Raw genomic sequence first — 21,716 nt, 5'->3', positions numbered from 1 at the left:
GGAAACGCTACCTCCCGCGGTCTGCTAGCCCTCAACAGGTCAGCGCTTGGCTGCGCGTTCCACCGCCTCCGGGTCGCTCTCGATCACCTTGAGAAGCAGGCGACCGGCCGGATCGGGAGAACGGCGGCCCTGTTCCCAGTTGTTGACGGTCGCAGCCGGAATGCCGAACCTCGCCTCGAACTCCTTGGCGGACTTGGCGACGGCCTTTCGAATGGCGCGAATTCTTTCCGCCGGCATCGGGTCTACCCGGACTGTCTCCAACGCGATTTCACCGCGTTTCCAAGCCCGGACCTCCTCTAGGCTCTCGACCAGCGCATCTCCGAAATTCGTCGATTTAGCCATTGGTGATCTCCTCGATGAGCGCCAGCGCCACGCGGCGTTGCTCTTGCGTAAGGTCTTCCTGTTCGTTCTTGGCGTAAGCGAACAGCATGAACGCCCTGTCGTCGGCAAGCATCAGGAAGTAGATGGCGCGGCCGCCGCCTCGTTTGCCGCGTCCGCCGAAACCGAACCGGATCTTGCGGATACCGCCGAGGCCCGAGACGACAGCGCCCGCCTGTGGATTGGCGGCGATTTCCTGCTCAAGCGTCCTGATCTCCAGATCGGTCAGCGCGAGGCGCTTGATGTCTTTCAGATAGCGCCTGGTGCGAACGATTTCCACGCACGCATCGTAGACGTATCGAAATGCAGAGGCAATGGAAAATACGCCATTGGCGCAACAATCATGATTAGCCTCATTGCCGCCACAACAGGTCCGTTAACCCCTCATCAAGGTTAATGCTTCACTCTCGCTCTCCAGTGGGTTGCTGTTGCGTCCTGGAGAGTCATCCTTGTTTCGACATCTTGTGTCGCAACGGTTTTCCGTTGCCCGCGCCTTCGAAATATCCTCCCCCGAAAAGCTGCTCCGTCTCGGCGTGCGGGTCGGTTCCGTCTGCACAATCATAGGACGGAACCTGGCAGCCTTGCTGCTGGATATCGTCTGGCGGCTGCTGATTTTCGTCCTGAAGCCCAGAGCCGCGCTGCTTCCTTCTGTGGTCGTTGGCCTCGGCATGTGGATCGGCTTTCCGACGACCGCCGCCTATCAGGACATAGGCAGTATGGTTTCCGGCGCCGAAGCGCCATCGGCACGCTGGGCCGGCTATATCGAAAAATCCGTGGCGGGATCGGTGCATGCGGCCGAGTTGCCTTTCGCCGACGGCGACATCGCCACCGGGTCGATCTCCGGCGGCGGTATGACGGCGCCGGGCATCGGCGCGGTCGCCTTCCGCGGCAAGGGCGGCGCTCCGGCGACCCCCGACGAGGACCGCATCGCCCGCGCCGACAAGAGGGGCCGCATCGTCAACGTGGCGCCGGTGGCGCCGCCGAAATTCTTCAACGCCGGTTCTATCCTCGAGCGCACCTCGATGTTCTTGCGGCCGGCGCTCGAGCCGGACCTGAAGATGGCGTTCGCCAAGCCGGACATAAAAGGCAAGGAGATCGAGATCGCCACCGCCTTCTATGTTAAGAAGGAGAAGAAACCCGATCCCGCCGTGCCTGCCTATCTCGCCGCCCTCGTCACCAGCGAGAAGGCCGACGTGCTCGCGACCGCCTACGCACCGCCGAAGCCGGACTATGCGCGGGCCTCGCCGTTCGAGGCGCTGCTGCAGGACGAGCTCGACAAGGGCCGCTTCGTACCGCCAGTCGCCAAGGGCGATCACGCCTGGATGAGCAATCCGCTGCCGGCCTCGGTTTTCTCGGCGGAGGAGCAGAAATGCCTGGCCAACGCCATCTATTTCGAGGCGCGGGGCGAATCGTCGCGCGGCCAGGCCGCCGTCGCGCAGGTGGTGCTCAACCGGGTGCGCAATCCCACCTATCCCAAGTCGATCTGCGGCGTCGTCTACCAGAACGACAACTGGAAGAACCGCTGCCAGTTCTCTTTCGCCTGCGACGGCATCAAGGATCGCGTCGACAGCCCGTGGCATTATCGCCGCGCCGAGGAGACCGCCATGGCGGTGACGGCCGGCAAGATTTTCATCCCCGAGGTGGGCTCGTCGACCCACTACTACGCGCAGTATGTCAGCCCCGGCTGGGCGCGCGCCATGAAGCGCATGACCCAGATCGGCCTGCACATCTTCTACCGCACCTATGGCGGCGGCTGGAGCTGACCGATCGGTCCGTTGACGGTGCCGGCCACGGGCGCCTGTTGCGGGCGCGGCGCCTGAGTCGGCGCCGGCAGACGCGGGTCAGGATGTCGCACTTCCATAAACACTTGAATTTTAAAGCGAAAATACATCTTCCGCCGGGTCGCTACGTGGCTTGACGGGGGCAGGCCCTCTAACTATGTTGCCGGCGACTTTGAAGCGGACGGACGGACGGTCCCGTTCGGGCGAGGGGGTTGCGGTGGCTGGCGGAAAAACGCCGGACAAAACCGGAAAAACCGGACCCGGAGACGGCGGCCGGCCGAGCGCTGCGGATCTGGATCTGGAGCGCCGGAGGCAGAAACTCGAGGCATCGCTGGCGTCGAAAGGCCACGGCGAGAGCAACGGGGAAGACAAAGCCAGGCAGTCGAGCGTGACCGGCTATGGCCAGGCGCTGAAGCTGTCGAGCGAATTCATCGCCGGAGTGGCGGTCGGGGCTGGCCTTGGCTGGCTGATCGACCGGTTGGCGGGTACGTCGCCTTGGGGGCTGATCGTGTTCCTGCTGCTCGGGTTCGGAGCCGGCGTCCTCAATGTGATGCGGTCGGCGGGAATGATTGCCGATGCCGGCATCAGGGCGTCCAAACGCCCCGAGGACGGCGACAGGAATTGAGATTGACTGGCGCGTCGCGCCGCGAACGAGGGGGGCCGAATGGCCAACGATCCGATCCATCAGTTCCAGATCGCGAAGCTGATTCCGATCGAGATCGGCGGCATGGATTTCTCCTTCACCAACTCGTCGCTGTTCATGGTGGCGACCGTCGCTGCCACCGGTGCTTTCCTCTATCTCACCACGTCGAGCCGCGGCCTGATCCCGAGCCGCCTGCAGTCGCTGTCGGAGATGTCCTACGAATTCGTCGCCAACATGCTGCGCGACGCCGCCGGCTCGCACGGGATGAAGTTTTTCCCGATGGTGTTCTCGCTGTTCATGTTCGTGCTGGTCGCGAACCTGCTCGGCCTGTTCCCGTATTTCTTCACCGTCACCAGCCACATCATCGTCACCTTCGCACTGGCGCTGCTGGTCATCGGCACGGTGGTGGTCTACGGCTTCATGAAGCACGGCTTCGGCTTCCTGAAACTGTTCGTGCCGCAGGGGGTGCCCGGCATCCTGGTGCCGCTGGTGGTGCTGATCGAGGTGATCTCGTTCCTGTCGCGGCCGATCAGCCTTTCCGTCCGTCTTTTCGCCAACATGCTCGCCGGCCACATCACGCTGAAAGTGTTCGCGGGTTTTGTCACCTCGCTGAGCGGGCTCGGAGCGGTCGGCGTCGCCGGCGCGATCCTGCCCTTGGCCATGACGGTCGCCATCACGGCGCTCGAGTTTCTGGTGGCGTTCCTGCAGGCCTACGTCTTCGCCGTGCTGACCTGCATGTATCTCAACGACGCATTGCACCCCGGCCACTAAGAACGGTTCGGCGGCGCGGTGCCGCCATCGTGGAATTTCTCAACCGGATTTTGATCCACAAGGAGCTTGATATGGAAGTAGATGCAGCAAAGGCGATCGGCGCGGGTATTGCCTGCCTCGGCATGGGCGGCGCCGGTATCGGCCTCGGCACCATCTTCGGCAACTATCTGGCGGGCGCGCTGCGCAACCCGTCGGCCGCCGACGGCCAGTTTGGCCGCCTGATCTTCGGCTTCGCCGTGACGGAAGCGCTGGGCATCTTCTCGCTGCTCGTCGCCCTCCTGCTCCTGTTCACCTGATTTTTGTCGGTGAAGTGGATGCCGGCCGCATGGAGCGGCCGGCCGATGGTCGGTTGACAATCAACGGACCGTGGGACAGGGGACGAAGATGTTTGTGACACCTGGCTACGCTCAGGAAACCGCCCCGGCGGAAGGCGAAGCTCATACGCAGGGCGGAACGCGTCCGGAGGGTGAAGCGCATCCCGTGGGCGAAGCCCATCCGGCTCTCGAAGGTCATACCGAGCAGGGCGCCGAGCATGGCGGCGGCGTTTTCCCGCCGTTCGACCCATCGAGCTTTCCCTCGCAGATACTCTGGCTGGCGATCACCTTCGGGCTGTTCTACCTGTTCCTGAAGAAGGTCGTGCTGCCGCGCATCGGCGGCATTCTCGAGGTGCGCAGCGATCGTATCGCCCAGGATCTCGAGCAGGCCGCGCGCATGAAGGGCGAGGCCGACGCGGCCGTCGCCGCCTACGAGCAGGAACTGGCGGAGGCGAAAGGCAACGCCAACGCGATCGGCCAGAAGGCCCGCGACGGCGCCCGCGCCGATGCGGACGCGGAACGCAAGCGCGTCGAGGCCACCCTCGAGGAGAAGCTCGCGGCGGCCGAAGCCAACATTGCCTCGATCAAGGCGAAAGCCATGAACGAGGTCGGAACCATCGCCGAGGACACGGCCGCCGAGATCGTGCGTTCACTTGTCGGCGGCGCCGACAAGGCCGCCGTCGCGGCTGCCGTCAAGGCGGCGAGAGGCTGAGGAGGCGACCATGGATGCGACATTCTGGGCTTTCGTAGCCCTCATCATCTTCCTCGCCATCGTCTTCTACCTGAAGGTGCCGGGCACCATCGGCAGGTCGCTCGACGCCCGTGCCGACAAGATCAAGGCCGAACTGGAAGAGGCCCGCCGCCTGCGCGAGGAGGCCCAGCAGTTGCTGGCCGAATACCAGCGCAAGCGCAAGGAGGCCGAAAAGGACGCGGCCGACATCGTCGAGCACGCCAAGCGCGAAGCCAGCCTGCTGGTCGCCGACGCCAAGCAGAAGACCGAGGATTATGTGACGCGGCGCACCGCGCTGGCCGAGCAGAAGATCGGCCAGGCCGAGCGCGACGCCGTCAACGAGGTCCGCGCCAAGGCGGTGGACATCGCCGTCGAGGCGGCCCGCACGGTGCTGGCCGCCAAGGTCGACGCCAAGATCGGCGGCGACCTGTTCAAGTCCTCGCTCGCTGCGCTGAAGAGCCGGCTGAACTGACCGGCTTCATCGCCCCAGTTTCGAAAAGCCGCCGCACTCCGGCGGCTTTTTTGATTCCATGGCAGTCGGGCAAGGTTTCGTTTTTCCAGTTTGGCGAGAAAGCAGGCCAAGTCGGACAAACAGGCCCTCGCTACGCCTCGATCAGCATTTCGACCGCCGTCTCCGTTTCGATCCGGAACGGCGCGAACGTGACGCGGTGAAGGCGTGGCAAAGCGCCGTGCATGCCGATGGCGTCGCGGTGGCGCTGGGTGGCGTAGCCCATGTGGCTCTCGAAGCCGTAGCGGGCATGCAGCCGGCCGCAATTCTCCATCATGCGGTCGCGCATGACCTTTGCCACGATCGACGCGGCGGCGATCGATTGCGAGCGCTGGTCGCCCTTGACCAGCGCCTCGGCGCCGCAGGCCAATCCCGGCGGCACGTCGCGGCCGTCGACCAGCGCGTGCAGGGGCTTGACATGCAGACCGCAGAACGCGCGACGCATCGCCTCCAGGCTGGCGCGCAAAATGTTGATGCGGTCGATGCCGGTCGCACTAACCGAAGCGACCGACACGCCTATCGCCGTGCCGAGGATCGCCGAGAACAGCGTCTCGCGCGCTTCGGCCGTCAGCCGTTTCGAATCGTCCAGCCCGTCGGGAATGCGCTTCGGGTTCAGGATGACGGCGGCGGCGACTACCGGGCCGGCGAGCGGCCCGCGGCCCGCCTCGTCGAGGCCGGCCAGCGGCCACAGCCCGCGTTTCATCGCCTTGCGCTCGAACGAGAAGTCCGGCTTAACCGTGAGGTCGAAGAGGGGCGGAGAATCGGAAGACGAACGAGCCATGAGGCGGCGAGACTCGCATCCGTTCCGATTCTCCGCAAGGCCTTCCCGGCCGTCGGGGCGGGGGCGGGGAAGGCGCTCCGTCAGGCGGGGCGGCCTGACGGAAGGGGAGTAGGGGAGTAGGGGAGTAGGGGAGTAGGGGAGTAGGGGAAGAACTGGCTTCCGCGAAACTGGGCCGTAACCCGTTATACTCCCTTATTCCCCTACTCCCTTACTCCCCTACAAAAGCATCAATTGCTCTGTCCTCCCCTCGTTTCCCTTGAACAGGTCGGTGCGCAGCCGCGTCCGCTCCTGGTTGAGGCCGAGTTTTTTCGCGGCGATCTCGAAGCGGCGGCCGATCTGCCAGGCATAGGGGCCGGAGCCCTTCATGCGCTTGCCCCATTCGGAATCGTAATCCTTGCCGTCGCGCATCGAACGGATCAGCGACATCACATGGCGGTAGCGGTCCGGATAGTGGCGCAGCAGCCAGTCCTTGAAGATCGGGCTGACTTCCAGCGGCAGCCGCAGGATGACGTAGCCCGCCTCGCGCGCACCGGCATTAGCCGCCGAATCGAGGATGCGCTCGATCTCGTGGTCGTTGAGGCCTGGCACGATCGGCGCAACCATGACCGAAGCCGGAATGCCGGCGTCGCTCAGCATGCGCATCGCCTCCAGCCGCTTGGTCGGCGTCGAGGCGCGTGGCTCCATGGTGCGCGCCAGCATGCGGTCGAGGCTGGTCACTGACAGCGCCACCTTGGCAAGGCCCCTTTCCGCCATGCGCGAAAGAATGTCGATGTCGCGGGTCACCAGCGCTGACTTGGTCACGATTCCGACCGGATGGCCGCGCGCCTCCAGCACTTCCAGGACCTCGCGCATGATGCGGTATTTCTTCTCGATCGGCTGGTAGGGGTCGGTGTTTGTGCCGATGGCGATGGTGCGCGGCTGATAGCCTTCCTTGGAGAGCTCCTTGTCGAGCAGCCTTGCGGCGTCCGGCTTGGCGAACAGCTTCGACTCGAAATCCAGCCCCGGCGACAGGCCCATGAAACTGTGCGTCGGCCGCGCAAAGCAGTAGACGCAGCCGTGCTCGCAGCCGCGATAGGGATTGATCGAGCGGTCGAAGGAGATATCCGGCGAGGTGTTGCGGGTGATGATGGTGCGCGGTTTTTCCACCTGCACCTCGGTCTTGAAGGGTGGAAGCTCTTCCAGCGATTCCCAGCCGTCATCGAAGACGTGACGGCTCACCGGCTCGAACCGGCCGGACGGATTGACCCCCGCGCCGCGTCCGCGCCGGCGGTCCCCGTCGACCCGCACGCCGCTATCCTCGATCATCGCATTGGCCATTTCGGACCTGCCGCTTCCAAAGGCGGCAATGTCTGCGCGCACGATCTGTTCCATTTTCGCGCGCTGCCATGGCGTTTCTGCGTTATGTCGAATCGGAGCGTTCATGAAACTATTCCTATCCGCTGGAACGGAACAAATCAAGAACTTTTCGATTTCCGTTTTCGCGTGGAAGCGGCTCTGCGCTTTTCACTCCCGCCATGTCCTGCCACTCAGCGTTCAGACTTGCGCAGTCGGCGGGCATTGCAAAACAACCGGTTGCACCGCAATGCTGGCCTTTCGCGACGCAACTCGCTATTCGGCTACGAATGCTGACGGTGCTGATCGAGACCAGGAACGACGAGGAGGCGCTTGCCCGCACTCTGGCCTCGCTGGTCGGCGCGGCGGTCGAGGGCATCGTGCGCGATGTGATCGTCTGCGACCATGGCTCGACCGACCAGACGCACTACGTCGCCGAGCACGCCGGCTGCCATTATGTGGCCGAAGGCGGTGTCGCCGCCGGCGTAAGGCAGGCCAAGGGCGAGTGGCTGCTGATGTTGGAGCCCGGTGCCCGATTGGTCGACGGCTGGACCGAGGCGGTCATCGGCCATATCGCAAAGCAGTCGATGCCGGCCCGTTTCTCGCGCAGCCGCGAAGACCGCAGACCGCTGTTTTCGCGCATGTTCTCGTCACCGACGGCGTTGGCCGAAGGGCTGGTCATCCGCAAGGGCCAGGCGATGGCGCTGGCCAAATCCGCCAAAAGTGCCGAGGCGATCGCACGCGGCCTGGCCTCGCGGCGGCTGGATGCGCAGATCAGGGTCGCCGAACCGCGGCGCGGGTGAGGACAGCCCTCCTGAAAGCGCTGTCGCAATCTGTGGCAACGCGCGTCCAGCGGCGGAGCCAGGCGGCCCAGCGCGCGGGTTCGTTGCGGATGGCTGCGCGGCGAAGGTTTTGGGCGCGGTGCGCGTAAAAATCCGTGTCGATCGATCCGTCGGCCCTGCGACGGATAGGCGATTCGGCAAAGGCGGTCATGGTGGTCACCCCAGCTCAGCGTGCCGAGGCTAACCGTCCGGCTGGCGCTTCGCTTGACCGGCGCCTGAAGGTTTCCTTGTCTTTCTCTTGCCTTTTGCTTTGCCGCAACCGGTGCCCTCCTATTCCACCGCGCGCCGGTGTAGAAACGGCCATGCGCTATCGGTTCGGTCAGTGCGGATTGGAACAGGAAACCCGCGAACTTTGGGTGGACGGCCGGCAGCGGCCGGTCGAGCCGCAGGTCTTCGATCTTCTTCTGCTTCTGGTGCAGAACCGCGAGCGGGTCGTCTCGCAGGACGAACTCATCAGGGGTGTCTGGCAAAACCGGATCGTCTCGGATTCGGCGATTGCCGCCCGCATCAGCGCGGCCCGCAGCGCCATCGGTGACGATGGCAAGCGCCAGGCCTGGATCAGGACCGTGCCGCGCCGTGGTTTCCGTTTCGTCGGTTCGATCGAGGAGGAGGCGCCGCCGCAGTCGACCGCGCTTTTGCACGGTCCTGTCGAAACCAGCCGCCAGCGCGTGGCGCTCTGCCGCTCGGCCGATGGCACGTCCATCGCCTATGCGACGAGCGGCAGCGGCTATCCACTGGTGAAGGCCGGCCATTGGCTCACCCATTTGGAACATGACTGGCAGAGCCCGATCTGGCGTCCGTCCCTCGACATGCTGAACAGGCGTTTTCATCTGGTCCGCTACGATCAGCGTGGAAATGGCCTGTCCGACTGGACACTGACGGATTGTTCGCTGGAGCGTTTTGTCGATGACCTTGAGGCAGTCGTCGACGCTGCGGGTCTCGACCGGTTTGCGCTCTACGGCACTTCGCAGGGCGCGCCGATCGCCATTGCTTACAGCGCGCGCCATCCTAACCGCGTCAGCCGCCTGGTTCTGCAGGGCGGTTTTGCGCAAGGGCGGCTGGTGAGAGGCACGCAGAGCGAACGGGAGCAGGCGGAGGCGATCATCACACTGATCCGCCACGGCTGGGCCAAGCGCGGCAGTCCCTTCATCAATGCCTTCGCTGCCATGTTCATTCCCGACGGCAGCCGCGAGCAGATGGATTCGCTGGTCAATCTGCAGCGGCTGACAACATCGCCGGAAAACGCTGCGCTGCTGAGGGCCGCGTTCGATAGCTTCGATGTTTCCGATCTGCTGGAGAAGGTGCGCGTGTCGACACTTGTGATCCACGCGCGCGACGACGGCGTCCAGCCGTTCGATCAGGGCCGCCGGCTCGCTGCCAGGATTCCAGGGGCCGAATTCGTCGTGCTGGAAAGCGGCAACCACATGACCCTGCCACAGGAGAAGGCCTGGCCTGTTCTCTTCGAGGAAATCGCCCGGTTTGTTGCCGGAGCATGAAAGGGCTACGTCGTCCGAGCCGCTTTATGCACTCACGCCGCGCTTCAAATGCTCATCGAGGCGCGGCATGATCTCCACGAAATTACAGGGCATGTGCCGGTAGTCGAGTTGCGCTTTCAAAATGCCGTCCCAGGCGTCGCGGCAGGCGCCGGGCGAGCCGGGCAGCACGAAGACGAATGTGGCGTTGACCACACCGCCGGTCGCCCTGCTCTGGATCGTCGAGGTGCCGATCTTGTCGTAGGAGATACGGTGGAAGACTTCGGAAAAGCCGTCCATGCGCTTTTCGAAGATAGGCTCCAGCGCCTCCGGCGTCACGTCGCGGCCCGTAAAGCCGGTGCCGCCGGTGGTTATCACCACGTCGATCTTGTCTTCGCGCGACCAGGCGAGCACTTTTTCGCGGATTTTTTCCTTGTCGTCGGTGACGATGGAGCGGTCGGCGAGCACATGGCCGGCCTCGACGATGCGGTCGGCCAGCGTCTGGCCTGATCTGTCGTCTGCCAGCGTGCGCGTGTCGGAGACGGTGAGCACGGCGATGCCGACAGGGATGAAAGGTCTGGGTTCGGTGGCCATTGATGCCTCGCTCAACTGGACGACGGCATTGGCACTGGAGAGCGGCGCTCTACGTTGCCCCCCTCTGTCCTGCCGGACATCTCCCCCACAAGGGGAGAGATTGGCAGCGGCGCCGATGCCGCCTCTTCTGCAACGTTTGCGATTGGCGAAACCCAAGCAGACGGCCGATCTCCCCCCTTGTGGGGGAGATGTCCGGCAGGACAGAGGGGGGCGCGAAGGAGCGCCATCCTCAATGCTCCTCTCCAGGAAAAGCCGAAGCCGTCGTCTCCGTCGCCACGACGAACCAGTCCGGCCGCGCCTTGGCAATCGCACCGGCGGCGCGCTCGGCCGAAACCCTGTCCTTGAACAGGCCGAAGCAGGTCGCGCCGGACCCCGACATCCGGGCAAAGGCGGCGCCCGCGCCATTCAGCGTCTCGAGCACCTCGCCGATCGCCGGCGCGAGGTTTTTGGCCGGCGCCATCAGATCGTTGCGGGTCGCTGTCAGCCAATCGACGAGGCGGGCCGTATCCGGGCTTTTGGGCAGAGGCGGAAGCGGCGGGTTTTCGCGTTTCTCCAGGGCCGCAAAGACCTGCGGCGTGCCGACGGCGACGCGCGGATTGACCAGCACCAGCGCCAGCGAGGGGAATTTTTCGACCGGCTCGATCACATCGCCGATACCGCGTGCAATCAGCGGCCTGGCATGCAGGCACATCGGCACGTCGGCTCCCAGCGTCAGCCCGATGCGTGACAGCGCTTCGGCGCTTATGTCGAGTTTCCAGAAACGCAGCAGCGCCCTCAGCACGGCGGCTGCATCGCTCGAGCCGCCGCCGACACCGGAGGAGGGGGGTATGTTCTTTTCCAGAAAGATCAGCGCCGGGGAGGCGGCCGCCGCTCCGGCTGCCTTTCGCAAGACGTCGCGCGCCCGCACGGCGAGATTTTCGGCGCTGTCGGGGATTTCATGCGCAAAGGGTCCCGAAACGGTGAACAGGTCGCGTGGCGCCGGGCCGACCGCGATCCGGTCGCCGAAGGCGGTGAAAACGGAAAAACTCTCGATACGGTGATAGCCGTCGCTTCGCCGGCCGACGACATGCAGGGCAAGGTTGATCTTGGCCGGCGCCGCCTCGGCGACGGCCGTTGCTGCATCCGCCATGATGGACCGTCAGTCCTTTGCCGGGCGATATTCGCCGGTCTTGGGGTCGAACACCAGCGTGCCGTTGGCGCGGGTCTTTGCCTGCTGCTCATGCCGCCTGATCTTTGCGGTCACGCGCTCGGCCTCGCGCACGAAATGGCGGTAGCCGAAATAGGCCACGATGCCGACGATGGCGAAAAAGATGAGCTGCGGCATGACATTACCCTCCCTGCATCGAACGGTCGGAAAACCATTCAGGTCGGCATCCGACCATCATAGCGGCAAAACGCCGGCGGTTCAAAGCCCGTAGCGGCTCCACAGCGCGCGCGCCTCCGCCGCGTCGAGCAAGCCCTCGACGGCCGAGCTTGCGATGTCGGCAATTGGAATCCCGGCGCTCGATCCGAAAACACCCAGCCGGCGGCCGAAAAGCCCGCGCGGCTGGGTGATCAGTTTCAGTTGTGTCTTGTCGCCGAAACGGTCCTTCAGCGTCCCGCGCATGTCGCCGATCGCGTCGACCAGCCCGAGCGAAAGGCCCTTCTTGCCCGTCCAGAACAGGCCGGTGAACAGGTCCGGGTCGTCCGAGAGCCTGTCGCCACGCCGGTCCTTGACGAGATCGATGAAGGTCTCGTGGATTTCAAGCTGCAAAGCCTTCAACCGCTCGACGTCCTCAGTTTTCTCCGGCTGGAAGGGATCGAGCAGCGCCTTGTTGCGCCCCGCGGTGTAGACGCGGCGCTCGACGCCGATCTTCTGCATCAGTTCGGGAAAGCCGAAAGAAGCGGATACCACGCCGATCGAGCCGACGATGGAAGACGGGTCGGCGATGATCTCGTCGCCGGCCACCGCGATCATGTAGCCGCCCGAGGCCGCCACGTCCTCGACGAACACCAGCACCTTCTTGTTCTTCTCTTCCGCGAGATCGCGGATGCGCTGGTAGATCAGCCGCGACTGGACCGGAGAGCCGCCCGGTGAGTTGATCGAGATCGCTATTGCCGGTGTATCCTTGAACGCGAAGGCTTTTTCAAGAAGCCCGGCTGTGGATGCCAACGACAGGTTCTGGCGGAACTGGCCGCCGCCGGCCATGATCGTGCCGTGCAGGCGCACGACGGGGATCGTCACGCCATCCGACCGCATCGATTTCGGCAGCAGGCGGCGCAGCAACGACTTCACGGTGGATGGACTCCGTCTCTTGTGTCTCTGCAACGCATGTAGGCATTGGCGCGCGCCGCGCAAGCACAACCGGCGTCAGTCCATGAAAAGCGAGGCTTCGCCAGCATTTATCGCCTCCGCAAGCGGCGTGAAGCGGTTGTCGGCCTGCTCGTGCAGGAACAAAGGGGCGTGCAGCGACACGTCACCCCGCGCGCCGCGCGTGGCGCGCACCACGATGCGGATGGCGGGGCTTTCGGCGTCGGGATGGACCGGCACGATCTCGGCGCCGCCGAAGCGGCCCTCCATCGCCGAAAGGATTTTTGCCAGCGAAGCCGGCCGGGCGATCAGCGCGACCCTGCCCTTCGGTCTCAGCACTGCGGCGGCGCTGCGGAGCCAGTCCTCGAACATCGTCTCGCCGGCGACATGCGCATCCCGCCGCAGCGGATTCGGCGTGGCGCGGTCGCGGCTCTCGTTGAAGGGCGGGTTCATCAGCACGAAGTCGGCGGAGCGGTCGGCAAGGCCGGCGGCGGCGCGCGCCCTGCCGGCACGCGCAACGTCGGCGACCAGAAGCGAGACCCGCGATGCCAGCGCGGCATTTTTCGGATGCGCCAGCGAGCGCTCCGCATAATCGGCCATTTCCGGCGAACGTTCGACCAGGAGCACGGAGGCATTCGGGCAACGGGTTGCGACCGCAAAACCGACCGCGCCGGCGCCAGCGCCGAAATCCACCGCTCGTCCGGAGAAATCGCCGGGCACGGCGGCTGCCAGCACCAGCGCGTCCATGCCGGCCCGATGTCCGCCCTTCTTCGGCTGCACGAGGCAAAAGCCGCCGCGATGGAAGGCGTCGACTGTTGCGTTCGGATTGTCGGGGGAGGGTGCGTCGAGACCTCCGTCGTCCGGGGCCTTGCGGCTCAACGCACGCTCCGCGGCCGCGGCATGGCTCACCGCTCGCGCATCTCGTTGCCGATGCCGGCGTCGGAAAAGATCCGCCGCGCCTGTTCGGCGTCGTCGTCCGCGACAAGGATGCGGCGCGGCAGAATGCCGATCGAGCCGTCGAGCACGCTCATGTTTTGGTCGGCGACCAGGCATTCTATGCCGGCGTCGCGCAGCAGCGATTGCGCGAAGGAGAGGACCACGGCGTCGTTGGTGCGGATGAGCTCGATCATGGCCGAAGAGTCGCAGGTAACGGCGCGGCTGTAAATCGCAAAGTCCGGATGGTCTCGCGCGCCTATCGATCGAAATGCCGCTTCAGACGCTCGATCTCCTCCGGCGTCCACCCCTGCACGTCGGTCACCTCCACCCAGGCGTCGATGTAATGCTGCGGCGCGTAGACATGCCCGTAGCCCATGGGCGTCGTCGTCGCCGTCATCACGTCGAGCAGCAACTGGAAGAAGGTGACCAGCGGATACCAATGCAGTTCGGACGAGACGTCCGGCCCGCGTTGCCCCACCATCCAGGCCGGTTCGCTATAGGCGGAAGCGGGCTCGAAGAAGGTGATCGCGTCGCTGGCATATTGCAGGTAGACGATCCGCAACGGCCCCCATTCAGCGCCCGGAATGTCGAGCGCATCCTTCTGCGCGGTGAAGCGCACCACCGAGCCGTTGCCGAAGCGCGGCAGCCAGGCCGGCGAGCCCGGCTCGCGCCGCCGCGTGACAGAGTTCCACATGCTGCTGGGGAAGGGCGGCCCGCTCCACAGCGCGCCCTGCAACGGGTCGCCGAGCACGTCGAACAGGTCGGCGGAGCGCTGCGAATTCAGCGCGCCGAGGCTGAGACCATAGAGATAGAGCCGGGGCCGCTTGTCCCTGGGCAGCGTCGTCCAGTAGCCGTAGACCTCCGTGAACAGCGCCCGCGCCGCCTCGTTGCCGTATTCCGGCTCGACCAGCAGCGACAGCCAGCTTGCCAGGTAGGAATACTGGATGGCGACGCTCGCCACGTCGCCGCCGTGCAGGTACTCGACCGTGTTCATGGCCTGTGGATCGACCCAGCCTGTGCCGGTCGGCGTGATGACGATCAGCACCGAGCGATCGAAGCCGCCGACGCGCTTCAGTTCCGCCAGCGCCAGTTTTGCGCGTTCCTCCGGCGTTTCCGCCGAATTCAGTCCGGCATAGACGCGGAGCGGCTCAGCGGCATCGCGGCCGAGAAAGGTCTTGATCTCGTCCCCTGTCGGACCTTGAGCGACGAAGGCGCGGCCCGCGCGGCCGATCCCCTCCCAGTCGATCAGCGAGACTTCGCTGCCTGTCTTGTTCGGGTCGGTCGGCCGGGCGCTGGCATCTTCCACAAGCGCGTCCATGGTCCGGAACGAGGAATCGGCGACACGAAGTCCGGCCTTGAGCAGCACGCCGTCGACGATTGTCCAGAACAGCGAGACGGCGATGACGGCGCCGACGATGTTGGCGACCGGCCGCGAGGCGAAACCGCCGATGCGCCGCGACAGGAAACCGAACACAAGGTTGAACAACCGCGCGATGCCGATGAGTACAACGAACACTGCGAGAGCGATCAATCCGACCTTGAACGGATGCGCGGTATCGACAGGCTCCATGCCCATCAGCGAGCGGATGGAGTTTTGCCACTCCGCGGCTTTCCACAGGAATCGCACCGCGACGACGGCAAAAATAGCGGCCACGACGAGCTTGATGGCGAGATCCACCCGTGGCGGAAATTTCGGCAGTTCCAGCCAGGACCACAGCCAACGCAGGAAGACGCCTATGCCATAGCCGGCGGCGAGCGAGCAGCCGGACAGCACGCCCTGCAGCAGGAACGAGCGCGGGACGAGGCTGGGCGTCAGCGACGCCGCGAAGAACAGCGTGCCGAGCAGCAGCCCGGCGGCCGAAAACGACCGCCCGAACCGGAACAACGCCTGTCGCATCGTGGGCTTCTCCGCTCGCATCCCGATGCTGGAGTGCCATGTGCGAACAGGCTTGGCAATCGGCTTCGGCTGGCGCGAACCGATTGCTAATGTGCCAGCAAAACGGCTTCGACCATGACGCCGATGGCCGCCGACATGAACGGCGTGCCGCTACTGGACGGCCGTGGTTCCGTAAACCAGGTTCGGCAGCCAGAGCGACAGGCCCGGCACGGCGGAGAGGATGACCAGCAGTACCGCCATCATGGCGAGATAGGGCAGCACTTCGCGTGCATAGGCCATCATCGGCACGCGCATCACCATGGAGGAGATGTACATCAGCCCGCCGACCGGCGGCGTGATGCCGGCGATGGTGAGGTTGGCGATGAAGACGACGCCGAAATGCACGCGGTCGATGCCGACGCCGTCGATGATCGGCAGCAGCATGGGCGTCAGGATGATGAGGGCCGCCGACCCCTCGATCGCCGTGCCGATGATGATCAGCGCGATATTGATGAGCAGCAGCATCAGCAGCGGGTTGTCGGTGATGCCGCCGAGCCAGCCGGACATCGCCTGCGGCACTTGCTCCCAGGCGAGATAGAAGCCGAAGGCGGCGGCCGCGCAGATCATGATCATGACGGCGGCGGAATCGCGCACGGCTTCCGCCAGCACTTCCGGGATCTGGCGGATGGTGAATTCGCGATAGCCGAAGATGGCGACGAACAGTACGTAGACCACCACCACGGCGCCAGCCTCGGTGGTGGTGAACAGGCCGTAGCGCGTGCCCGCGAAGATGACGATGGGAATGGAGAGCGCCCACAGCCCGTCGACCAGCGCCTGCCAGCCCTCGGCGCGCGTCGCCCGCTTGTCGCGCAGCGCCTTGTAGCCGCGCTTTTTTGCGATGAAGTACGTCGTAACCATCAGGCCGGCGGCAAGCAGCAGCCCCGGCACCACGCCCGCCGCGAACAGCCTTCCGATAGAGGTCTCGGCGAGAAAACCGTAGACGATCAGGCCGATCGAGGGCGGGATGAGGCTGGTGATGATAGCGGCCGACGAGGTGATGACGGCGGCGAAGGCGCGGCTATAGCCGCGCTCGGCCATCTCGATGCCTAGCGTCTTGGCGAGCATCGCGGCGTCGGCGTTGGCGGAAGCCGTGAGGCCGCCGAGCAGCGTGCCGAGCACCGTGCACATCTGCGCCAGCGCCCCGGTCATGTGGCCGACCAGCACGTCGGCGAGGTTGAGCAGCCGCCGGGTGATGCCGGAGGCGTTCATTATGCAGCCGGCGAGCACGAACAGCGGCAGCGCCAGAAGGGAGATGGACTGGCTGCCCTCCGCGAATTCCTGCGCGAAATTGGACAGCGGGATCATGTCCATGTTGAGCAGGAAGAAGGACAGCGCGCCGATCGCCATCGCCCAGGTGATGGGCACCGACAGCAGGAACAGCAGCACGACCAGCGCGGCCGGCCCGGCGAGATGCAGCAAGGTCATATCAGCGAATCCGCATGCTGGAGCGTCCTGGGCACCCACGGGCGCATGACGGCGAGGTGTTGAGCGAGCATGCCGAGCGAGGCGATCGCCAGCGGCGCATAGATCAGGCCCCGCGACAGGTCGAGCGCGATGGTGTGCACGTTGCGCGCGGTCCATGCCTGCCAGGCGAAAAGCAGCGCCATGGCGAAGAAGAAGGCAGCAAGCAGCAGGTAGTTGAACCAGGCGATCGCCTTTTGCCCGCCGGCGGGAAGAGCCGCCACCAATCCTTCGATCGCCGCATGCGTGCCGAGCCGCACGCCGGCCACTGCGCCGAAGAAGACGAGATAGGCGAAGGCGATGACGGCGACCTCGTAGGTCCAGGCGGCCGGCTGCGGGAAGACGTAGCGGCTGACCACGCCCCACAGGATGGAGCCGACGATGGCGAGCAGCGCGACGACGCCGACGGCCTCGTCGGCGCGTTCCAGGCTGAGCAGGGACGCCTGTTTGCGGGATTCTGGCTGGAGAGCCATGGGCCTTCCTGTGTTCGATAGCGGCTGTCAGCCGCCCGTGGACGGCTTTAGCTCTCTGTGCGAGGTCTGGCGGGGGCCGGCGAGCGGGCCTCCCAAAAGAACCCTACTTCATGGCTTCCTGGACACGGTCGTAGATGCCGGGCGTCAGGTTGGGGACCGACGCATAAGCGGCGCGCGAGGCTTCCATGAAGGCCGGCACGTCGACGTCCTCGACGATCTCCACGCCGGAGTCGGCGAGCTGCTTGGCATAACCGTCGTCGGTTTCGAGCGTCATCTTGGTCAGCTCGCCGGCGATCTTCTGGCCTTCCTCCATGAAGATCGTCTGAAGATCCTCCGGCAGGCCGTTGAAGAAGCTGGCGGACGTGACCCAGGCGGTGAACATCGCCTGGTGGTTCGTCTTGGAGATGACTTTTCGCACCTCGTTGATCTTGGCGCCGACGATCGAGCCGAACGGCGCCTCCGCCGCATCGACCACGCCGGTCTGCAACGCGTTGTAGACGTCGCCCCAGGGCAGCTCGGTCGGCCGCGCCCCGAAGCCGCGGAAGGTCGCGAGCATGATCGGCGAGGACGGGACGCGGATGGTCACGCCTTCGAGGTCGGCGGGCTTGCGCACCGGCTTGTCGGCGACCACGTGCCGGTAGCCGAACAGGCCGTTCGGCATGAAGATCTTGAGACCCTGCGCCTCGAGCTTGCCGGAGAGTTCCTTGTAGACGTCGGAGGCGAACAGCCGGTCGCTGGCCTCCAGGCTCGGATAGACGTAGGGCCCGGCGAGAACGGAGAGATCGGGCAGGAACTGGCCGAGCTGGCCGTAGTCGGTGGCGCTGAGCAGGCTGGCGCCGCTCATCACCATCTCGTTCACCTTCTTCTGCGGCCCGAGTTGGTCGCCCGTCATCACCGTGATGGCGATGCGGCCGCCCGAGCGCTCCTGGACGCGCTCGGCGAAGGTGTTCATGGCCCGCACGATGGGCTCGTTCGGATTCACCTGCGAGGTGGAGAAACGCAGGCTGTAGTCCTGCGCGGATGCGCTTGCGCAAACGGAAATGACGGCCGCAATGGCGGCTGCGACGACACGTATCAAGATAGGACCTCCCAAATCCGATCGGCGACCGGAGAAACATTCACCTATGAATGAGATAATCACAAGAGAACAATGATGGCCTCCCGTCAAGATGCGTGGCCGCATTATTTTGACGCAGGCGCGGCCGGGCAGACCCCGGCCGCGCCAATTCGCCACTTGAGTTCGGCCCGCTTGCCGCACTAAATCGGGGTGGGACAAAAGGCCGTTGGGCGCGGCCGGCCGGCGACGGGAGTGCTGTTTTGGGTGTCGTACTCAACCTGGAAGACGGAAAGCGCGAAGCCTCGATCAAGGATTTGATCGATCTCACTTCGGCCGACATGGCCGAGGTCAACAAGCTGATCCTGTCCAAGGCGGGATCGGACGTGGAGATGATCCCGGAGATCGCCAACCACCTGATCTCGTCGGGCGGCAAGCGCCTGCGGCCGATGCTGACGCTCGCCGCCGCCCAGATGTTCGGCTATTCGGGCGACGCGCATGTGAAACTCGCCACCAGCGTCGAGTTCATGCACACGGCGACGCTGCTGCACGACGACGTCGTTGACGAGAGCGACCTGCGACGCGGCAGGAAGACGGCGCGCATGATCTGGGGCAACCAGGCGAGCGTGCTGGTCGGTGATTTCCTGCTCGGCCAGGCGTTCCGCATGATGGTCGAAGTGGGCTCGCTGGACGCCCTCGACATCCTGTCGACCGCCGCCTCGATCATCGCCGAGGGCGAGGTGATGCAGCTTGCCGCCGCCAAGAACCTCGAGACCACCGAGGACGAGTATTTTTCGGTGATCAAGGCCAAGACCGCGGCGCTGTTCTCGGCTGCCGCGGAAGTCGGCCCGGTCGTTGCCGGGGCGACCCGCACCGACCGTGCGGCGCTGCGCTCCTACGGCATGAATCTCGGGCTCGCCTTCCAGTTGATCGACGACGCGCTCGACTATGGCGGGGATTCCAAGAAGCTCGGCAAGAATGTCGGCGACGATTTCCGCGAGGGCAAGGTCACGCTGCCGGTGATCCTCTGCTATCGCCGCGGCACGGCGGCCGAGCGCGCCTTCTGGAAACAGGCGATCGAGGACAACGTCGCCGACGACGAGGCGCTGGACAAGGCGCTGAAGCTGATGACGCGCCACGGCGCGATCGCCGATACGATCGTCCGCGCCCGCCATTTCGGCGGCATCGCCCGCGACGCGCTGGCGCCGCTCGACGCCACGCCGCAGAAGGCGGCGCTGCTCGACGTTATCGATTTCTGCATAAGTCGCGTGGTCTGATCGCGGCTGCGGGAATCGTCGCCATTCTCCGCGGATTGAACCCGGACCGCAAAAAGGCCATGCTTCTGCGCTTAAGGGGTCGATGATTCATCCCGAGCGGCGCGCCGTGCCTGAAAGGACTGCAATGCGGAAACGTCTCGTCTGGCTGGCAAGCGTGTCGGCGCTCACCGCGGCGATCCTTGTCGGCCCGCCGGCGCTGGCCAATCGCCCGGCCCAGCCTGTCGCCATCGGTTCCTTTACGGGAGCCTACCTCGCGGCGCGTGTCGCCGAGGTCGACAACGACATGGGCAGCGCAATCGACTATTACCGGCGCGCGCTGGATTTCGATCCCGGCAACCAGCAACTCCAGCAGAGCCTGATGCTGGCGCTGGTCTCCACCGGCCGCTTTGACGAGGCGCTGCCGTTTGCCGAAAAGCTGAAGACCGTGCCGGAGGTCGAGCGCTTCTCGCGGGTCACGCTGGCGGTCGACGCCATCCGCAAGAAGGATTTTCGCGAGGCCGGCACCTTGCTGAAGCTGGCGCTGGAATCCGACCTCGACCGGCTGATCACCGGGCTGATGACCGCCTGGACGAAGGCCGGCCAGAAGGATGGCGCCGAAGCCGTCGCCGATCTGGAGAAGCTGGACGGGCCGGAATGGTTCGAGCTTTTCGCTTCTTACCACCAGGCGCTGATCGCCGAATATGCCGGGCTGAACGACCAGGCGGCCGAGGCCTATCAGGCGACCTTCGACAATGTCGCGGCCGGCAGTGCGGCGCCCGAGACCTGGCTGCGGTCCGCGGAGGCCTACGCAAGCTTCCTGGCTCGCAGCGGCGACAAGGACAAGGCGCTGGAGGTTCTGGGTAAGGCCGACGAATTCGCAGCCGGCCGCCTGCCGCTGGTGGCGCTGAGGGCGAAGATCGAGAAGGGCGAAAAGGTCGAGCCGATCGTGTCGACGCCGGCCGACGGCGCCAGCGAGGTGCTGCTCGACCTGGGAGCCGCGCTCAACCGCGGCGGCGGCGAGCCCTTCGTGAAACTCTATTTGCAGCTTGCGCTGGTGCTGCGCCCCGACAGCGACGCGGTGCTGCTGCAACTGGCCTCGGTGGCCGAGCAGCAGGAGGATTCCGAACAGGCGATCTCGCTCTATGAGCGGATTCCGGCGACGTCGCCGCTGAAGCGCGCGGCGGAGCTGCAGCTTTGTCTCAACCTCGCCGACTTGAAGCGCCACGAAGAGGCGATCGGCCGGCTCAAGAAGCTGATCGACGCCGAGCCCGACGACATGCGCGCCTATCTGGCGCTGGGCGGCGTCTATGCCTCCAAGGAGGACTACAAATCGGCGGCCGAAAACTACGACCGCGCCGTGGCGCGGCTGAACGAGCCGACCAATGCCAACTGGAACGTCTTCTACCAGCGCGGCATCTCCTATGAGCGGCTGAAGCAGTGGCCGAAAGCCGAGCCGAACTTCCGCAAGGCGCTGGAGCTGTTCCCCGACCAGCCGCAGGTGATGAACTATCTCGGCTATTCTTGGGTCGATATGAACATCAACCTGAACGAAGGCCTCGACCTGATCCGCAAGGCCGTCGATCTGCGCCCCAGCGACGGCTACATCGTCGACTCCCTCGGCTGGGCCTATTACCGGCTCAAGCGTTTCGACGAGGCGGTGGTGGAGCTTGAGCGCGCCGTGTCGCTGAAGCCCGACGATCCGGTGCTCAACGACCATCTCGGCGACGCCTACTGGCGTGTCGGCCGCAAGCTGGAGGCTACCTTCCAGTGGAGCCACGCCCGCGACCTGAAGCCGGAGCCGGACATATTGCTTTCGGTACAGAAGAAGCTGAAGGAAGGCCTGCCGCCACTGGAGGGCAAGACCGCCTTGGAAGCGCCTGCTCAGCCGGCGCCGAAGGCGGCGGATCCGGACAAAAAGGGATAGGCCAGAAGGGCCGGTTCCGCCGGGCTTCAGCAGCCGAGTTCGGCCGAAATACCTCTCATTCGACCGTACTCCGCCTGGGCAACTTTTCCGAGGGAGGAGAGACCCCTTGCCTTGGGACGCTGGAAGCCGACTAAACGTGCTCTAAGGCCGATTGTTCTGGAGGCCCGGACCGGAGTCGAACCGGTTCCATGACGGTTTTGCAGACCGCAGCGTTCCCATTTCGCCACCGGGCCCTCTCGC

24 protein-coding genes and 1 tRNA gene are annotated in these 21,716 nt (G+C 65.1%); 10 read left to right on the top strand and 15 right to left on the bottom strand.

The genetic code is table 11. The features are described 5' to 3' along the window. Positions 1 to 39: 39 nt before the first annotated feature. On the bottom strand, positions 40 to 342 hold the full coding sequence (locus tag RB623_RS18485; protein WP_308058381.1) for a helix-turn-helix domain-containing protein: 303 nt from the start codon (positions 340 to 342) through the stop codon (positions 40 to 42). Then, on the bottom strand, positions 335 to 658 hold the full coding sequence (locus RB623_RS18480) for a type II toxin-antitoxin system RelE/ParE family toxin (RefSeq protein ID WP_308058380.1): 324 nt from the start codon (positions 656 to 658) through the stop codon (positions 335 to 337). Before RB623_RS18480 ends, RB623_RS18485 begins: the two co-directional genes overlap by 8 nt. A 388-nt stretch (positions 659 to 1,046) precedes the next feature. Here RB623_RS18480 and RB623_RS18475 point away from each other — a divergent pair, with 388 nt between their 5' ends. The 6 genes from RB623_RS18475 (at position 1,047) to RB623_RS18450 (ending at position 5,089) form a co-directional block, all read left to right on the top strand. Continuing rightward, positions 1,047 to 2,141 carry a cell wall hydrolase gene (locus RB623_RS18475; RefSeq protein WP_308058452.1) on the top strand — a complete coding sequence of 365 codons (1,095 nt, stop codon included), beginning with the start codon at positions 1,047 to 1,049 and terminating at the stop codon, positions 2,139 to 2,141. A 235-nt stretch (positions 2,142 to 2,376) separates the two neighbouring features. Continuing rightward, positions 2,377 to 2,784 carry an AtpZ/AtpI family protein gene (locus RB623_RS18470; protein ID WP_308058379.1) on the top strand — a complete coding sequence of 136 codons (408 nt, stop codon included), beginning with the start codon at positions 2,377 to 2,379 and terminating at the stop codon, positions 2,782 to 2,784. A 39-nt stretch (positions 2,785 to 2,823) separates the two neighbouring features. Next, entirely contained in the window at positions 2,824 to 3,573 is a 750-nt protein-coding gene (locus RB623_RS18465) for a F0F1 ATP synthase subunit A (protein ID WP_308058378.1), read from the top strand. Positions 3,574 to 3,644: 71 nt separating this feature from the next. Next, positions 3,645 to 3,869, top strand: coding sequence for a F0F1 ATP synthase subunit C (locus tag RB623_RS18460; RefSeq protein ID WP_091918644.1), 225 nt, complete (start codon positions 3,645 to 3,647; stop codon positions 3,867 to 3,869). A gap of 88 nt (positions 3,870 to 3,957) precedes the next feature. Beyond that, complete coding sequence (locus tag RB623_RS18455) at positions 3,958 to 4,599, top strand: F0F1 ATP synthase subunit B (protein ID WP_308058377.1); 642 nt, start codon at positions 3,958 to 3,960, stop codon at positions 4,597 to 4,599. Positions 4,600 to 4,609: 10 nt separating this feature from the next. Beyond that, complete coding sequence (locus RB623_RS18450) at positions 4,610 to 5,089, top strand: F0F1 ATP synthase subunit B (RefSeq protein ID WP_308058375.1); 480 nt, start codon at positions 4,610 to 4,612, stop codon at positions 5,087 to 5,089. Between the two features lie 130 nt (positions 5,090 to 5,219). On the opposite strand, the gene RB623_RS18445 is transcribed toward RB623_RS18450, so the two are convergent. Together RB623_RS18445 and RB623_RS18440 are read right to left on the bottom strand one after the other, a co-directional pair. After that, positions 5,220 to 5,906, bottom strand: coding sequence for a ribonuclease HII (locus tag RB623_RS18445; RefSeq protein WP_308058374.1), 687 nt, complete (start codon positions 5,904 to 5,906; stop codon positions 5,220 to 5,222). Positions 5,907 to 6,122: 216 nt separating this feature from the next. Further along, positions 6,123 to 7,277, bottom strand: a complete 1,155-nt coding sequence (locus tag RB623_RS18440) for a PA0069 family radical SAM protein (protein ID WP_308058373.1) — start codon at positions 7,275 to 7,277, stop codon at positions 6,123 to 6,125. A 251-nt stretch (positions 7,278 to 7,528) separates the two neighbouring features. On the opposite strand from RB623_RS18440, the gene RB623_RS18435 reads away from it, so the two are divergent. Next, the gene (locus RB623_RS18435) at positions 7,529 to 8,041 is read left to right on the top strand and encodes a glycosyltransferase (RefSeq protein ID WP_308058372.1); all 513 of its coding nucleotides are present in this window, start codon (positions 7,529 to 7,531) and stop codon (positions 8,039 to 8,041) included. A 134-nt stretch (positions 8,042 to 8,175) separates the two neighbouring features. Beyond that, complete coding sequence (locus tag RB623_RS18430) at positions 8,176 to 9,576, top strand: alpha/beta fold hydrolase (protein WP_308058371.1); 1,401 nt, start codon at positions 8,176 to 8,178, stop codon at positions 9,574 to 9,576. A 24-nt stretch (positions 9,577 to 9,600) separates the two neighbouring features. Here RB623_RS18430 and moaB read toward each other — a convergent pair whose 3' ends face one another. The 10 genes from moaB to RB623_RS18380 form a co-directional block, all read right to left on the bottom strand. Further along, the gene (moaB, locus tag RB623_RS18425; RefSeq protein WP_308058370.1) at positions 9,601 to 10,146 is read right to left on the bottom strand and encodes a molybdenum cofactor biosynthesis protein B; all 546 of its coding nucleotides are present in this window, start codon (positions 10,144 to 10,146) and stop codon (positions 9,601 to 9,603) included. Between the two features lie 229 nt (positions 10,147 to 10,375). Then, the gene (locus RB623_RS18420; protein ID WP_308058369.1) at positions 10,376 to 11,275 is read right to left on the bottom strand and encodes a 4-(cytidine 5'-diphospho)-2-C-methyl-D-erythritol kinase; all 900 of its coding nucleotides are present in this window, start codon (positions 11,273 to 11,275) and stop codon (positions 10,376 to 10,378) included. A 9-nt stretch (positions 11,276 to 11,284) separates the two neighbouring features. After that, on the bottom strand, positions 11,285 to 11,470 hold the full coding sequence (locus RB623_RS18415) for a hypothetical protein (RefSeq protein WP_308058368.1): 186 nt from the start codon (positions 11,468 to 11,470) through the stop codon (positions 11,285 to 11,287). 81 nt (positions 11,471 to 11,551) lie between these two features. Further along, positions 11,552 to 12,421, bottom strand: a complete 870-nt coding sequence (locus RB623_RS18410; protein ID WP_308058367.1) for a S49 family peptidase — start codon at positions 12,419 to 12,421, stop codon at positions 11,552 to 11,554. Positions 12,422 to 12,496: 75 nt separating this feature from the next. Beyond that, positions 12,497 to 13,315: a tRNA1(Val) (adenine(37)-N6)-methyltransferase gene (locus tag RB623_RS18405; RefSeq protein ID WP_374121699.1), complete on the bottom strand. Its 819-nt coding sequence runs from the start codon at positions 13,313 to 13,315 to the stop codon at positions 12,497 to 12,499. Between the two features lie 26 nt (positions 13,316 to 13,341). After that, positions 13,342 to 13,566, bottom strand: coding sequence for a DUF2007 domain-containing protein (locus RB623_RS18400; RefSeq protein WP_308058366.1), 225 nt, complete (start codon positions 13,564 to 13,566; stop codon positions 13,342 to 13,344). Between the two features lie 62 nt (positions 13,567 to 13,628). Continuing rightward, positions 13,629 to 15,269, bottom strand: coding sequence for an alpha/beta-hydrolase family protein (locus tag RB623_RS18395; protein WP_308058365.1), 1,641 nt, complete (start codon positions 15,267 to 15,269; stop codon positions 13,629 to 13,631). A 150-nt stretch (positions 15,270 to 15,419) separates the two neighbouring features. Continuing rightward, positions 15,420 to 16,733: a TRAP transporter large permease gene (locus RB623_RS18390; RefSeq protein ID WP_308058364.1), complete on the bottom strand. Its 1,314-nt coding sequence runs from the start codon at positions 16,731 to 16,733 to the stop codon at positions 15,420 to 15,422. After that, positions 16,730 to 17,242 carry a TRAP transporter small permease gene (locus RB623_RS18385; RefSeq protein WP_308058363.1) on the bottom strand — a complete coding sequence of 171 codons (513 nt, stop codon included), beginning with the start codon at positions 17,240 to 17,242 and terminating at the stop codon, positions 16,730 to 16,732. The genes RB623_RS18390 and RB623_RS18385 overlap by 4 nt, the downstream gene beginning before the upstream one ends. A gap of 103 nt (positions 17,243 to 17,345) precedes the next feature. Further along, complete coding sequence (locus RB623_RS18380; protein ID WP_308058362.1) at positions 17,346 to 18,320, bottom strand: C4-dicarboxylate TRAP transporter substrate-binding protein; 975 nt, start codon at positions 18,318 to 18,320, stop codon at positions 17,346 to 17,348. A gap of 239 nt (positions 18,321 to 18,559) precedes the next feature. Here RB623_RS18380 and RB623_RS18375 point away from each other — a divergent pair, with 239 nt between their 5' ends. Together RB623_RS18375 and RB623_RS18370 are read left to right on the top strand one after the other, a co-directional pair. Continuing rightward, complete coding sequence (locus RB623_RS18375) at positions 18,560 to 19,573, top strand: polyprenyl synthetase family protein (RefSeq protein WP_308058361.1); 1,014 nt, start codon at positions 18,560 to 18,562, stop codon at positions 19,571 to 19,573. A 124-nt stretch (positions 19,574 to 19,697) separates the two neighbouring features. Continuing rightward, entirely contained in the window at positions 19,698 to 21,476 is a 1,779-nt protein-coding gene (locus tag RB623_RS18370; RefSeq protein ID WP_308058360.1) for a tetratricopeptide repeat protein, read from the top strand. A 157-nt stretch (positions 21,477 to 21,633) separates the two neighbouring features. Here RB623_RS18370 and RB623_RS18365 read toward each other — a convergent pair. Continuing rightward, positions 21,634 to 21,709 (bottom strand) — tRNA-Cys (locus tag RB623_RS18365). Between the last annotated feature and the right edge of the window lie 7 nt (positions 21,710 to 21,716).

This window comes from Mesorhizobium sp. LHD-90, assembly GCF_030929505.1.
Classification (GTDB): Bacteria; Pseudomonadota; Alphaproteobacteria; order Rhizobiales; family Rhizobiaceae; genus Kumtagia.
This window is presented reverse-complemented; position numbering and strand designations above follow the sequence as displayed.

Coding starts and splice junctions, on each gene's coding strand:
- RB623_RS18485 (WP_308058381.1), bottom strand. CDS start 342: ATGGCTAAATCGACGAATTTCGGAGATGCGCTGGTCGAGAGCCTAGAG.
- RB623_RS18475 (WP_308058452.1), top strand. CDS start 1,047: ATGTGGATCGGCTTTCCGACGACCGCCGCCTATCAGGACATAGGCAGT.
- RB623_RS18465 (WP_308058378.1), top strand. CDS start 2,824: ATGGCCAACGATCCGATCCATCAGTTCCAGATCGCGAAGCTGATTCCG.
- RB623_RS18460 (WP_091918644.1), top strand. CDS start 3,645: ATGGAAGTAGATGCAGCAAAGGCGATCGGCGCGGGTATTGCCTGCCTC.
- RB623_RS18455 (WP_308058377.1), top strand. CDS start 3,958: ATGTTTGTGACACCTGGCTACGCTCAGGAAACCGCCCCGGCGGAAGGC.
- RB623_RS18450 (WP_308058375.1), top strand. CDS start 4,610: ATGGATGCGACATTCTGGGCTTTCGTAGCCCTCATCATCTTCCTCGCC.
- RB623_RS18445 (WP_308058374.1), bottom strand. CDS start 5,906: ATGGCTCGTTCGTCTTCCGATTCTCCGCCCCTCTTCGACCTCACGGTT.
- RB623_RS18440 (WP_308058373.1), bottom strand. CDS start 7,277: ATGGAACAGATCGTGCGCGCAGACATTGCCGCCTTTGGAAGCGGCAGG.
- RB623_RS18435 (WP_308058372.1), top strand. CDS start 7,529: ATGCTGACGGTGCTGATCGAGACCAGGAACGACGAGGAGGCGCTTGCC.
- moaB (WP_308058370.1), bottom strand. CDS start 10,146: ATGGCCACCGAACCCAGACCTTTCATCCCTGTCGGCATCGCCGTGCTC.
- RB623_RS18420 (WP_308058369.1), bottom strand. CDS start 11,275: ATGGCGGATGCAGCAACGGCCGTCGCCGAGGCGGCGCCGGCCAAGATC.
- RB623_RS18415 (WP_308058368.1), bottom strand. CDS start 11,470: ATGCCGCAGCTCATCTTTTTCGCCATCGTCGGCATCGTGGCCTATTTC.
- RB623_RS18400 (WP_308058366.1), bottom strand. CDS start 13,566: ATGATCGAGCTCATCCGCACCAACGACGCCGTGGTCCTCTCCTTCGCG.
- RB623_RS18395 (WP_308058365.1), bottom strand. CDS start 15,269: ATGCGACAGGCGTTGTTCCGGTTCGGGCGGTCGTTTTCGGCCGCCGGG.
- RB623_RS18390 (WP_308058364.1), bottom strand. CDS start 16,733: ATGACCTTGCTGCATCTCGCCGGGCCGGCCGCGCTGGTCGTGCTGCTG.
- RB623_RS18385 (WP_308058363.1), bottom strand. CDS start 17,242: ATGGCTCTCCAGCCAGAATCCCGCAAACAGGCGTCCCTGCTCAGCCTG.
- RB623_RS18370 (WP_308058360.1), top strand. CDS start 19,698: ATGCGGAAACGTCTCGTCTGGCTGGCAAGCGTGTCGGCGCTCACCGCG.